The organism is Pantoea sp. X-Soil-MYKO-1785 (assembly GCF_059730675.1).
This window is the reverse complement of record NZ_AP036000.1, coordinates 3,323,381-3,337,045: the sequence shown is the minus strand read 5'-3', so window position 1 is coordinate 3,337,045 and position 13,665 is coordinate 3,323,381. Positions and strand designations below refer to the sequence as shown.

9 protein-coding genes are annotated in these 13,665 nt (G+C 58.1%); 8 read left to right on the top strand and 1 reads right to left on the bottom strand.

The genetic code is table 11. The features are described from left to right. The first annotated feature begins 71 nt into the window (after positions 1-71). From AC6I8D_RS15780 to AC6I8D_RS15755, 6 genes are all read left to right on the top strand, one after another. Positions 72-1,418: an MFS transporter gene (locus AC6I8D_RS15780; protein WP_497820448.1), complete on the top strand. Its 1,347-nt coding sequence runs from the start codon at positions 72-74 to the stop codon at positions 1,416-1,418. An 11-nt stretch (positions 1,419-1,429) separates the two neighbouring features. Beyond that, positions 1,430-2,776 carry an enolase C-terminal domain-like protein gene (locus tag AC6I8D_RS15775; protein ID WP_497820447.1) on the top strand — a complete coding sequence of 449 codons (1,347 nt, stop codon included), beginning with the start codon at positions 1,430-1,432 and terminating at the stop codon, positions 2,774-2,776. Positions 2,777-2,786: 10 nt separating this feature from the next. Then, complete coding sequence (gudD, locus tag AC6I8D_RS15770) at positions 2,787-4,118, top strand: glucarate dehydratase (protein ID WP_497820446.1); 1,332 nt, start codon at positions 2,787-2,789, stop codon at positions 4,116-4,118. 44 nt (positions 4,119-4,162) lie between these two features. Then, entirely contained in the window at positions 4,163-4,933 is a 771-nt protein-coding gene (garL, locus tag AC6I8D_RS15765; protein ID WP_031374730.1) for a 2-dehydro-3-deoxyglucarate aldolase, read from the top strand. A gap of 19 nt (positions 4,934-4,952) precedes the next feature. Further along, the gene (gene garR / locus AC6I8D_RS15760) at positions 4,953-5,837 is read left to right on the top strand and encodes a 2-hydroxy-3-oxopropionate reductase (protein WP_497820445.1); all 885 of its coding nucleotides are present in this window, start codon (positions 4,953-4,955) and stop codon (positions 5,835-5,837) included. A 75-nt stretch (positions 5,838-5,912) separates the two neighbouring features. Then, positions 5,913-7,052 carry a glycerate kinase gene (locus AC6I8D_RS15755; protein WP_312056290.1) on the top strand — a complete coding sequence of 380 codons (1,140 nt, stop codon included), beginning with the start codon at positions 5,913-5,915 and terminating at the stop codon, positions 7,050-7,052. A 110-nt stretch (positions 7,053-7,162) separates the two neighbouring features. Here the strand turns inward: AC6I8D_RS15755 and barA are convergent, their stop codons facing one another. Then, positions 7,163-9,892, bottom strand: coding sequence for a two-component sensor histidine kinase BarA (gene barA / locus AC6I8D_RS15750; RefSeq protein ID WP_497820444.1), 2,730 nt, complete (start codon positions 9,890-9,892; stop codon positions 7,163-7,165). A 92-nt stretch (positions 9,893-9,984) separates the two neighbouring features. Here barA and rlmD point away from each other — a divergent pair, with 92 nt between their 5' ends. Both rlmD and relA read left to right on the top strand, forming a co-directional pair. Beyond that, positions 9,985-11,313 carry a 23S rRNA (uracil(1939)-C(5))-methyltransferase RlmD gene (gene rlmD / locus AC6I8D_RS15745; protein WP_497820443.1) on the top strand — a complete coding sequence of 443 codons (1,329 nt, stop codon included), beginning with the start codon at positions 9,985-9,987 and terminating at the stop codon, positions 11,311-11,313. Positions 11,314-11,333: 20 nt separating this feature from the next. Next, complete coding sequence (gene relA, locus AC6I8D_RS15740; RefSeq protein WP_497820442.1) at positions 11,334-13,565, top strand: GTP diphosphokinase; 2,232 nt, start codon at positions 11,334-11,336, stop codon at positions 13,563-13,565. Positions 13,566-13,665: the final 100 nt, after the last annotated feature.

The following is a 13,665-nucleotide window of genomic DNA, read 5'->3' as shown; positions in this document are numbered from 1 at the left end:
TCTCTGATACCCAACGCGATGTGTATGCAGTCAGAGCGAATGTAGCTCACGCTATATTTCAGGAGTGCATCATGAATAGTTTCAGCCAGACAGCGGAAGCGGTGCAGAAGCGCACCAACGCCCGTTACTGGATTGTGGTGATGTTATTTATTGTCACCTCATTCAACTACGGCGACCGCGCAACCATTTCGATTGCCGGTTCAGCGATGTCCAAAGATATTGGCCTCGATTCAGTCGGACTGGGCTACATCTTCTCTGCCTTCTCATGGGCTTACGTTATTGGTCAGATTCCGGGTGGCTGGCTGCTTGACCGCTTCGGCTCAAAACGGGTCTATTTCTGGAGCATTTTTACCTGGTCGCTGTTTACTTTTCTGCAGGGCTTCGTCGATCTGTTCAGCGGCTTCGGTATCATCATGTCGCTGTTTATCCTGCGTTTCCTGGTAGGGCTGGCCGAAGCGCCATCCTTTCCTGGTAACAGCCGCATCGTTGCGGCCTGGTTCCCGGCGCAGGAGCGCGGCACCGCAGTAGCGATCTTCAACTCGGCGCAATACTTCGCCACCGTCATCTTCGCACCGATCATGGGCTGGCTGGTCTCTTCAGTGGGCTGGGCGCACGTGTTCTGGTTCATGGGCGGCCTCGGCATCATCCTCAGCTTTATCTGGCTGAAAGTCATCCACGACCCTACCGATCATCCTGGCGTGAATAAAGCCGAGCTGGAGTATATGGAGCAGGGCGGTGCGCTGATCAATATGGATGTTAAAAAGGAGAGCCGTAAAGTGAGCTGGAACGAGAAGTGGTTCCAGATCAAACAGCTGCTGACTTCACGCATGATGTTAGGCATCTATCTCGGTCAATACTGCGTTAACGCCTTAACCTACTTTTTTATTACCTGGTTCCCGGTCTATCTGGTCCAGGCACGCGGCATGTCGATTCTGAAAGCGGGCTTTATTGCCTCGATTCCGGCGGTGTGCGGCTTCCTTGGTGGCGTACTGGGCGGGGTAATCTCTGACTGGCTGATGCGCAAAACCGGCTCGCTGAATATCGCCCGTAAAACGCCGATAGTGCTTGGCATGCTGCTCTCCATTTCGATGGTGATGTGTAACTACACCGAAACCGAATGGGTGGTGGTGTTCTTCATGGCGCTGGCGTTCTTTGGTAAAGGGATTGGCGCACTGGGCTGGGCGGTGATGGCAGATACTGCACCGAAAGAGATCAGTGGCCTGAGCGGCGGTATGTTCAACATGTTCGGTAACCTCTCTGGCATCGTGACGCCGATTGCCATCGGTTACATCATCGCCACCAGCGGATCCTTCGAAGGTGCGCTGATCTATGTGGGTATTCACGCCTTTATGGCCGCATTCAGCTTCCTGGTGATTGCCGGTGATATCAAACGTGTCGAACTGAAAACCCGGCCATAAGAGGACGCAACATGCATACGCAAAGTTCACCGGTAATTACAGAGATGCAGGTTATCCCGGTCGCCGGTTATGACAGCATGCTGCTTAACATCGGCGGAGCACACAATGCCTGCTTCACCCGTAACATCGTGGTGCTCACCGACAGCGCCGGCCATACCGGCGTTGGTGAAGCGCCAGGCGGCGATACCATCTATCAGACGCTGGTTGAGGCGATTCCGCAGGTCAAAGGCCAGCAGATTGCCCGGATGAACCGGCTGGTGCAGCAGGTGCACAAGGGCAACCAGTCGGCTGACTTTACTACTTTCGGTAACGGGGCCTGGACCTTTGAGCTGCGGGTCAATGCGGTGGCGGCGCTGGAAGCGGCGCTGCTCGATCTGCTGGGCCAGTGCCTCGGCGTACCGGTGGCGGAGTTACTCGGTCCCGGCAAGCAGCGTGATGAAGTTACGGTGCTGGGCTATCTGTTCTACCTCGGCGACCGTCGCAAGACCGATCTGCCTTACCTGAGTGGTGAACAGGCCAGCCATGAGTGGTATCACCTGCGTCATCAGGAAGCACTGAGTAGCGAGGCGGTAGTACGACTGGCAGAGGCGGCGCAGGACAAATATGGCTTTAAAGATTTCAAACTCAAAGGCGGCGTGCTGCCAGGCGAACAGGAGATCGCGACCGCCGCGGCGCTGAAGCAGCGCTTCCCGGATGCGCGTATTACGGTTGATCCCAACGGCGCCTGGCTTCTGGATGAAGCCATCGCCCTGTGCAAAGGCATGGCGGAGGTGCTGAGCTACGCCGAAGATCCCTGCGGTGCGGAGCAGGGCTACTCAGGGCGCGAGGTGATGGCGGAGTTCCGGCGCGCCACCGGCTTACCGGTCGCCACCAACATGATCGCCACCAACTGGCGCGAGATGAACCACGCGGTGATGCTCAACGCGGTCGATATTCCGTTAGCCGATCCACACTTCTGGACGCTGAGCGGTGCGGTGCGGGTGGCGCAGCTGTGCGATGAATGGGGCCTGACGTGGGGCTGTCATTCTAATAACCACTTCGACATTTCGCTGGCGATGTTTACCCATGTAGGCGCTGCGGCACCGGGCAATCCGACCGCCATTGATACCCACTGGATCTGGCAGGAGGGCGATCAGCGCCTGACCAAAAATCCCCTTCAAATCCGCAACGGCAAAATCACGGTGCCGGACGCGCCAGGCCTCGGCGTCGAGCTCGACTGGGATCGCGTGCATCAGGCCCATCAGCTTTTCCAGTCACTGCCTGCGGGCGCCCGCAATGACGCCACAGCGATGCAATATCTGATTCCCGGTTGGACATTCGACCGTAAGCGCCCGGCATTTGGCCGCGCAACAGCATAAGGAGCAGGAGATGAGTTCAACACCGAAAGTTACTGCCATGCAGGTTATTCCGGTTGCCGGCCACGACAGCATGCTGCTTAACCTCAGCGGCGCGCACTCGCCGTTCTTTACCCGCAACATTGTGATTATCAAGGATAACGCTGGCCATACCGGCGTTGGCGAGATCCCGGGCGGCGAAAAAATCCGCCAGACGCTGGAAGATGCGGCTTCGCTGGTGATCGGCAAAACCGTGGGCGAGTACAAAAATATTCTCAGCCTGGTACGCAGCACCTTTGCCGATCGCGATGCCAGCGGACGCGGCACCCAGACGTTTGATCTGCGCACCACTATTCATGTGGTGACCGGCATTGAAGCGGCGCTGCTCGACCTGCTGGGTCAGCATCTGGAAGTTAACGTCGCCTCGCTGCTGGGTGACGGACAGCAGCGCGATCGGGTTGAGATGCTCGGCTACCTGTTCTATGTCGGCGACCGTCGCAAAACCTCCCTGCCATATCAGAGCCAGCAGAACGATCCCTGTGACTGGTATCGCCTGCGCCATGAAGAGGCGTTAACCCCGGAGACGGTGGTGCGGCTGGCGGAAGCGGCTTACGAAAAATATGGCTTCAACGATTTCAAACTGAAGGGCGGCGTCCTGCGCGGTGGCGAAGAAGCCGAAGCGGTTACCGCGCTGGCGAAGCGCTTTCCCGAGGCGCGTATTACCCTCGATCCTAACGGTGCCTGGTCGCTTAACGAAGCGATCATGCTGGGTAAGCAGCTGAAAGATGTGCTGGCTTACGCGGAAGATCCCTGTGGCGCGGAGCAGGGCTACTCCGGCCGGGAAGTGATGGCGGAGTTCCGTCGTGCTACCGGTATGCCGACCGCCACCAATATGATCGCCACCGACTGGCGGCAGATGGGGCACACGCTGTCATTGCAGTCGGTCGATATTCCGCTGGCCGACCCGCATTTCTGGACCATGCAGGGCTCGGTGCGGGTCGCGCAGATGTGCCACGACTTTGGTCTGACCTGGGGTTCGCACTCAAATAACCACTTCGACATTTCGCTGGCGATGTTTACCCACGTTGCCGCCGCCGCGCCGGGCGCAATCACCGCCATTGATACCCACTGGATCTGGCAGGAGGGCAATCAGCGCCTGACCAAAGAGCCGTTCCAGATTAAAGGCGGCATGGTACAGGTTCCGCAGAAACCGGGTCTCGGCGTTGAGCTGGATATGGATCAGGTGATGCAGGCCAATGCGCTGTATCAGAAGCAGGGGCTTGGCGCACGCGATGATGCTCAGGCAATGCAATTTCTGGTGCCGGGCTGGACCTACGACAATAAGCGTCCCTGCCTGGTACGTTAATCTTTTCGGCTCCCCGCGGGGAGCCACCGCCACAGGAGTTAACCATGAGTAATGCAGCCTGGCCGAATGGATTTCGTCGTCGTTTATTAGCGGGTGAAACCCTGATCGGCAGCTGGTGTGCGCTTGCCAGCCCGATTTCTACCGAGATTTTAGGCCTGGCCGGTTTTGACTGGCTGGTACTGGATGGCGAACACGCGCCAAACGACATCACAACTTTTGTGCCGCAGCTGATGGCGCTGAAGGGCAGTCACAGTGCGCCGGTGGTGCGTCCGCCCTGCAATGAGCCGGTGATCATCAAGCGGCTGCTCGACATCGGCTTCAGTAACTTCCTGGTGCCGTTTGTTGAGACGGAAGAGGAAGCGCTGCGCGCGGTAGCATCAACCCGCTATCCTCCCGCCGGCATTCGCGGCGTGTCGGTGTCGCATCGCAGCAACATGTACGGCACCCTGCCGGACTACAACAGCAGCATCAACGACAACATCACCGTACTGGTGCAGATTGAAACCCAGCAGGCGGTGGACAACATCGACGCCATCGCGGCGGTAGACGGGGTTGACGGCATCTTCGTCGGCCCGGGCGACCTCTCCGCCGCCCTCGGCTATCTCGGTCAGCCAGCACACCCTGAGGTGCTGAAAGTGATTAAACACATCTTCGAACGCGCCAAAGCCGCCGGCAAACCCAGCGGCATTCTGGCACCGGTGGAAGCCGATGCGCGCCGCTACCTGGAATGGGGCGCGACCTTTGTGGCGGTCGGCAGCGATCTCGGTGTGTTCCGCAACGCCACGCAGGCGCTTTGCGACAAATTTAAGCGCTAATCAATCAAGAGGAAACGCAATGAAAATCGGATTTATCGGCCTGGGCATCATGGGCAAACCAATGAGTAAAAACCTGGTGAAAGCCGGTTATTCGCTGGTGGTGCGTGACCATCATTCTGAGAACGAAGCGGAACTGGTTGAGCTGGGCGCGACCGTGGCGAAATCACCGAAAGCGCTGGCTGAGCAGTGCGACATCGTGATCACCATGGTGCCTAACTCGCCACAGGTTAAAGAAGTCTGTCTCGGCGAAGAGGGCATTATTGCCGGGGCAAAACCGGGCTTGATTGTCATCGACATGAGTTCAATCGCCCCGCTTGCCAGCCGTGAAGTCCATGATGCGCTGGCGGCAAAGCAGATCAAAATGCTGGATGCGCCGGTCAGCGGTGGCGAACCCAAAGCGATCGAAGGCACGCTGTCAGTGATGGTCGGCGGCGACAAAGCGGTCTTCGAGCACTGCTATGACATCATGAAAGCGATGGCGGCATCGGTGGTTCATACCGGTGACATCGGCGCGGGCAACGTGACCAAGCTGGCTAATCAGGTGATTGTGGCGCTGAATATTGCTGCAATGTCAGAGGCGTTATCGCTGGCAACCAAGGCGGGGGTAAATCCGGATCTGGTTTATCAGGCGATCCGTGGCGGCCTGGCGGGCAGTACCGTGCTGGATGCTAAAGCACCGATGGTGATGGATCGCAATTTCAAACCTGGCTTCCGTATTGATCTGCACATCAAAGATCTGGCGAATGCGCTGGATACCTCACACGGCATCGGCGCGCATCTGCCGCTGACGGCGGCGGTGATGGAGATGATGCAGGCACTGCGTAATGATGGTCAGGGTTCAGCCGACCACAGTGCGCTTGCCTGCTATTATGAGAAGTTAGCGAAGGTTGAAATCGCCCGCTAAAACCCGGAGCCGGCGTCTGCGGATGCCGGACTGGTTTCAGCGCATTTCAATCACTTAACAGCGCTCGGATTGCCTATGAAAATCGTAATCGCACCGGATTCATATAAAGAGAGTTTATCCGCCCTGGATGTGGCATCGGCAATAGAAACGGGTTTCCGTGAAATTTTTCCCGATGCGCACTATGTGAAAATACCGGTCGCCGACGGAGGCGAAGGCACGGTAGAAGCGATGGTGGCGGCGACGAAGGGAAAAATCGTCAGGTTAAAGGTTACCGGGCCGCTTGGCGCGCAGGTCGACGCTTTTTATGGTTTGTCCGGTGACGAGCGCACCGCCTATATCGAAATGGCCGCCGCCAGTGGCCTCGAACGGGTGCCCGCCGCGCAGCGCGATCCGCGCGTGACGACCTCCTTTGGCACCGGCGAACTGATTAAAAACGCGCTGGATAAGGGCGTCGGACATATCATCATCGGCATCGGCGGCAGCGCCACCAATGACGGCGGATCGGGCATGATGCAGGCGCTTGGTGCCCGGCTGCTGAACGCCCAGGGCAGTGAAATCGGTTATGGCGGCGGCGCACTGCCCGATCTCGCCTCGATTGATATCAGCCAGCTGGATAGCCGCATTGCACAGTGCCGGATCGAGGTGGCCTGTGATGTGACTAATCCGTTGACCGGTAAAGAGGGCGCTTCGGCGATTTTCGGCCCGCAAAAAGGGGCGACGCCGGCGCTGGTAGAGCAACTTGACCAGGCGCTGACCCACTACGCGGCGATTATTCATCGCGATCTGGATATTGATGTGCTGCATATTCCCGGCGGTGGCGCGGCAGGCGGTATGGGCGCGGCGCTGCATGCGTTTTGCCAGGCCGATCTCCGGCGCGGTATTGAGATTGTTACCGAAGCGCTGGGGCTGGCGGAACAGGTTAAGGATGCCGATCTGGTGATTACCGGTGAAGGGCGCATCGACAGCCAGAGTATTAATGGCAAGGTGCCGATTGGCGTTGCCAGCGTGGCAAAGCGCTTCAATAAGCCGGTGATCGGCATCGCTGGCAGCCTGACGGCAGATGTCGGAGTGGTGCATCAGCACGGTATTGATGCGGTGTTCAGCGTGCTCTACAGCATCTGTTCACTGGACGAGGCGCTGGCCAGCGCCGGCAGGAACGTCCAGCTGACCGCGCGTAACGTCGCGGCGACGCTGAAACTGGCCGGTTTCCGCTAATCTGTCCGGGCAAGCCCGCGCGTCGGCATGGCTGCTGGCGCGCGCTGGCGGATGCAGGCTGAATAACCAATCGGTGCAGCAGCAGGGCGACGCCATGCCGGTATTGCTGGTTATTCAACGCCCAGTATCCGCCGGGCTTCTCTGGCGACATTCTCCATCTCATCCTGCAACTCCAGCAGCTCAGGTTCCAGCGCAGCAATGTCGCTGGCCTGATGCAGTTCGCGCTCCAGCTGATGACAAAGTTGCTTCATGCGTGGCACGCCGCTGTAGCTGGCGCTGCCGTGCAGCTTGTGAATGATCTCACGTAGCGCGCTCACCTCATTGCTGGCCATAAACTGCGCGATTTTTGCGTGGACCTCTGGTAAAAACTCCAGCAGCATCCGCAGCAGATCGCGCGCCAGCTCCGGCTTGCTGGCCGCCTGTCGTAGCGCCAGCTGCCAGTCGAGCGTCGGCAGAATGTGCGGCAGTTCCGGTACAGCGGCGGCAGGCGGCGGCGTGTAGCGCGCCAGCAGCTGGCTCAGCTTACTTTCATCAATCGGTTTCGCCAGATAGTCATTCATCCCCGCTTTAATCAGCTGTTCGCGCTCGCCGTCAATTGCATGGGCGGTGACCGCGACAATCGGCGTACTGGCATGATGTGGCAGGCCACGGATGATTTCGCTGGCGCGAATTCCGTCAATATCAGGCATCTGGATATCCATCAGGATCACATCCAGCGCCTGCTGACGGGCTTCGCGAATCGCGTGTTCGGCGCTGTTGCACAGCACGATACGCTGTACCTGCTCCTCAAGTAAGGCACCGATCAGCTTGAGGTTGGCCGGATTGTCATCCACCGCCATCACCGTTAACGGCAGGCGCGGCGAAAGCGGCAGTTCACTGGTCTGGCGGGTGTGCAGGTCCAGCAACATCGGCAGCAGGCGGGTGAGGGAAATGGGTTTAGCGACACAGCTATCAATGCCGCGCACCTTCAGCTCATCGGCCAGCAGCATCATTGGGCTGGGCAGCGCCATCAGCACATGATCGGCCCGATCCAGCAGGGCATTAATCTGGCTTTCCGCCAGTAACTGATGCTGGCTGATATTGACCGGCATCGCCATCAGCAGCAGCGGATAGTGCGGCTCGCTTAATCCCTCCAGCGTCTCGCTGTAATCGATCTGCAGCGGCGTGGCGCTTAACATCTCCAGCGCCGCCCGCGCTACGCTGGGGTTGGCTTCCACATAGGCGATACGCGCATGCGACAGCGCCTCCAGCACCCGCGGCATACCTGGCGCATTCGGATTGAGATCCAGCTGCACCCGAATCACGAAGGTGGAGCCGTGATCGGGCTGGCTGCTGAAGGTGATTTCCCCGCCCATCTCCCGCACCAGTTTCTGGGTAATCACCAGCCCCAGCCCGGTGCCGCCGTGGCGGCGGGAAATGCTGGCGTCCGCCTGACGAAAGGCCTGGAACAGTTGAGTCTGCTGCTGCTCAGAGATGCCGATGCCGGTATCCTCGACCTGAATTTCCAGCTCGACCCGGGTATGGGTGATCACCCGTTGTCCGACGCGCAGGCCAATGGTGCCTTTTTCGGTAAATTTAATCGCGTTGCCAATCAGGTTGATCAGGATCTGCTGCAGGCGCAGCGCATCGCCAATCACGTTATCCGGTACGCTGCTGTCGCACACCACCGTCAGTTCCAGACCTTTGTCATGGGCCGACGGAGCCAGCAGCACCAGGGTTTCATCCAGCGTGGCGCGCAGCGGGAAGGGAATCGCTTCCAGCATCAGCTTGCCCGCTTCCAGCTTCGAGAAGTCGAGCACGTCGTTGATAATGCTGAGCAGGTTGTTGGCCGAGCGCTCAATGGTCTGCATGTAATCGCGCTGGGTGGCGCGCAGCTGAGTCTTAAGCATCTGGCGGGTAAAACCGAGCACGCCATTCAGCGGCGTGCGCAGTTCATGCGACATATTGGCTAAAAACTCTGACTTGATGCGGGCGGCTTCCTGCGCCCGTTTTTTCGCCAGGTCCAGCTCAACGTTCTGGATCTCCAGCTGTTCCAGCGTCTCGCGCAGGTCGTAGGTCGCCTGATCGATATTATGCTGCATCTCTTCGTGGTAGGCGGTAAGCGACATCGCCATCGCGTTGATGCCGTTTTTCAGAATGCTCAGCTCACCCAGCATGTAGCCTTCAACCCGGCTGTCGAGCTGACCGCGACGAATCCGGTCCACGGTGGTGACCATATTGCGGATCGGGCCGGTGACGTCGCGCATCAGGCGATAGGCGAACAGCATCGCAATACAGAGACAGAACAGCAGCATCAGCGTGGCGACAAACACCTCTTTGTACTGCTGCAGCCGCACCGACTGCAGATCCAGCTCGATCGCCACATAGCCCAGCGGATTGCCCGCCGGTTTGGCATCTTCATCCGGCAACTCATCCACGTCATAGCGTTCGGTGGTAATCGGGGTTCGCAGAATCAGCAGGCTGCCGTGCCGTTCCATGGAGACATCATCCGGCAGGGCGCGGATATCATCCTGCTGCAGCAGGCTGAGGTTCTGCTTGTGGTTGGAGGTGACGTAGAGCTGGTTATGGTTGTCGAACACCGAAATCGCCCGGACAATACCGGAGTGGCGACGGTGCAGCAGGCTGACCAGTTCGCGCATCGCATCGCGATTATGCCAGGTCATGCTGTATTCGCTGGAGATCGCCAGCGGTTCGATGATGTTGGCGCCGGCATCCATCACCTGCCTTTGCAGTTCGTTGTAGCGATGCACCACAAAAAATGAGCTGAGCAGCAGGCCAACCATCAGCGTGGGTGCCAGGATTAAAATCATCATTCGCGCCCGCAGGCTGTATTTGGTCATAATAGTCGCCTGGCTACTCCGGCTTAACGTCCTTGTGCATCCGTCGACAAACCTGTGCACATCGTTTTTAGAGAAAGAGAATTAACAACACTATGGCGCAATTTTACGCTGCAAAACAGCGCGTGGCGACGCAACAACGCCTTACCGTCACCATTGAACAGCTTGATCCGTTCGGGCAGGGCGTGGCGCGTCATCAAGGCAAAACCATTTTTGTCAGCGGTGCGCTGCCTGGCGAACAGGCAGAAATCACGCTAACAGAGGATAAACGGCAATTTGCCCGAGCGAAAGTGACGCGGCTGTTAAACACCAGTCCGGCACGCGTCACGCCGCGCTGCCCGCATTTTCAGCGTTGCGGCGGCTGCCAGCAGCAGCATGTGGACGTGGCACTGCAGCAGCAGAGCAAAGCCCAGGCGCTAAGCCGGATGCTGAGCCAGGCGGCACAGCAGCCGGTGGCGGTGGATGAGGTGATTGCCGCTGAGCCCTGGGGCTATCGCCGTCGCGCCCGGCTGGGCCTGCAGTGGCATAACAAGCAGCAGCGCCTGCAGATGGGATTCCGTCAGGAGGCAAGCAACGATCTGGTCGATATCCAGCAATGCCCCATTTTGATGCCCGAACTTGAGGCATTGATCACGCCGCTGCGTCAGTGCCTGAGTGGCTTACGCGCCGTCAGGCGTCTCGGCCATGTTGAGCTGGTGCTGGCAGACAACGGCCCGCTGATGATCCTGCGCCATCTTGATGCGCTGCAGGCGGAAGATCGTGAAAAGCTGGAACAGTTTTCGCATAAGCATCAGCTGATGCTGTTACTGGATGCGGGCGATGAGACATTAACGCCGTTAACCGAAGCGAAGCCGTTTTATCACTCTCATCAACTTAAGCTAACCTTCAGTCCACAGGATTTTATTCAGGTTAATGATGCGGTGAACCAGCAGATGGTGGCGCAGGCGATAAGCTGGCTCGATCTGCAGCCGGAAGACCAGGTGCTGGACCTGTTTTGCGGTATGGGAAACTTCACACTTCCTATCGGAATCTTCGTACAAAATGTCGTTGGTGTGGAGGGCATTGCAGCATTAGTGCGGCAGGCAGCGTATAATGCTGAGCTGAATAATCTTAAAAATGTTCGCTTTTTCCAGCATAACCTGGAAGAGGATGTGTCGCGCCAGCCGTGGGCGGCACAGGGATTTAACAAGGTATTACTCGATCCGGCACGTGCCGGGGCTGCTGGCGTTATGGCGCATGTGGTTAAACTTGCACCAGAACGCGTGGTCTATGTTTCGTGTAATCCCACCACACTCGCGCGTGACAGCCAGACATTGCTGTCAGCGGGTTACCAATTGGAAAGGGTCGCGATGCTGGATATGTTTCCTCATACCCGTCATCTCGAATCCATGGTGCTGTTCAGAAAAACAGAAGCGATGGGCTAAGTCGCTGTGCAGGAGAGGATATGGTTGCGGTCAGAAGTGCGCATTTAAATACTGAGGGGGATTTTGCCCTCGACCAGTGGATCGCCAGTCTCGGTATTGCTAACCCGCAATCATGTCAACGCGTCGCCGAAACCTGGCGCTACTGTGAAGCGCAAACCAAAGGCCATCCCGATCAGTCGCTGCTGCTGTGGCGCGGCATTGAGATGGTCGAAATCCTCTCAATGCTCAGTATGGATATTGAAAGCCTGTGTGCGGCGCTGATCTTCCCGCTGGCTAACGATGAAGTGGTGAGCGAAGAAGATCTGGAAAAAACCATCGGCAAAGGCATCGTTTCGCTGGTGCATGGCGTGCGCGATATGGACGCGATCCGTCAGCTGAAAGCGATCCACAATGACTCGATGGCGTCTGAGCAGGTGGATAACGTCCGCCGGATGCTGCTGGCGATGGTGGAAGATTTCCGCTGCGTGGTGCTTAAACTGGCCGAACGCATCATGAACCTGCGCGAAATGAAAGATGCGCCGGAAGATGAGCGGGTACTGGCGGCCAAAGAGAGCACCAATATTTATGCACCGCTGGCCAACCGGCTCGGCATCGGGCAACTGAAGTGGGAGCTGGAAGATTACTGCTTCCGCTATCTGCATCCCGACGAATACAAACGCATCGCCAAACTGCTGCATGAACGGCGCATTGACCGTGAGCAGTACATCGACAATTTCGTCAGCAACCTGCGTAAAGAGATGGCCAAAGAGGGCGTACGCGCTGAAGTCTATGGCCGGCCGAAACATATCTACAGTATCTGGCGCAAGATGCAGAAGAAGTCGCTGGCATTCGATGAGCTGTTCGACGTGCGGGCGGTGCGCATCGTGGCCGAACGCTTACAGGATTGCTACGGCGCGCTGGGTACGGTCCACACGCTTTATCGCCATCTGCCGAGCGAGTTTGACGACTACGTGGCGAACCCCAAGCCGAACGGCTACCAGTCGATTCACACCGTGGTGTTAGGCCCGCAGGGTAAAACGGTGGAGATCCAGATCCGTACCCGCCAGATGCACGAAGATGCCGAACTGGGCGTGGCGGCGCACTGGAAATACAAAGAAGGGCCGACCTCCAGCAGCGCGCGCGGCGCGGCGGGGCACGAAGAGCGTATCGCCTGGCTGCGTAAGCTGATCAGCTGGCAGGAAGAGATGGCGGATTCCGGTGAACTGCTGGAAGAGGTGCGTAGCCAGGTGTTTGATGACCGGGTTTACGTCTTTACACCGAAAGGGGATGTGGTGGACTTGCCCGCCGGCTCGACGCCGCTCGACTTCGCCTACCATATTCACAGTGATATCGGTCACCGCTGCATCGGCGCAAAAATCGGTGGCCGTATCGTACCGTTTACTTATCAGCTGCAGATGGGCGATCAGGTTGAAGTGATCACTCAGAAACAGCCGAACCCGAGCCGGGACTGGCTCAACCCTAACCTCGGCTATATCACCACCAGCCGCGGCCGGTCAAAGATTCACAACTGGTTCCGCAAGCAGGATCGCGATAAGAACATCATCGCCGGACGGCAGATTCTGGATAACGAGCTGAATCAGCTGGATATCAGCCTGCGTGAAGCGGAGAAGCTGCTGCTGCCGCGCTATAACGTCACTTCACTGGATGAGCTACTGGCGGCGATTGGCGGCGGCGATATTCGCCTGAATCAGATGGTTAACTTCCTGCAGGCGAAGCTCAACAAGCCGAGCGCCGAAGAGGAAGACCGTGAAGCGCTGCGCCAGTTGACGCAGAAGTCCTACACGCCGCCGTCGCGCAAAGAGAGCGGGCGCGTGGTGGTCGAGGGCGTGGGCAACCTGATGCACCACATTGCGCGCTGCTGCCAGCCGATTCCGGGCGACGATATCGTCGGCTTTATCACTCAGGGACGCGGTATTTCGATTCACCGTGCCGACTGTGACCAGCTGGCTGAGCTGATCTCCCATGCGCCGGAACGCATCGTTGACGCGGTATGGGGTGAAAGTTACTCCAGCGGCTATTCGCTGGTGGTACGGGTGACAGCCAACGATCGCAGCGGCCTGTTGCGCGACATCACCACTATCCTCGCCAATGAAAAAGTCAATGTACTGGGCGTGTCGAGCCGCAGCGATACCAAAAAGCAGCTGGCGACCATCGACATGGATATCGAGATTTATAACCATCAGGTGCTGGGACGGGTACTGGCACGCCTGAATCAGGTCTCTGATATCATCGACGCCCGCCGTTTACACTGATACCACCAGCCGCCGGTCCGGTTTTCGCCGCTGAGGCGAACGGCCGGACTGGCGTGCTGCACCTCAGGCGCCGTATATGCGCCACCTCAACACCAACCGC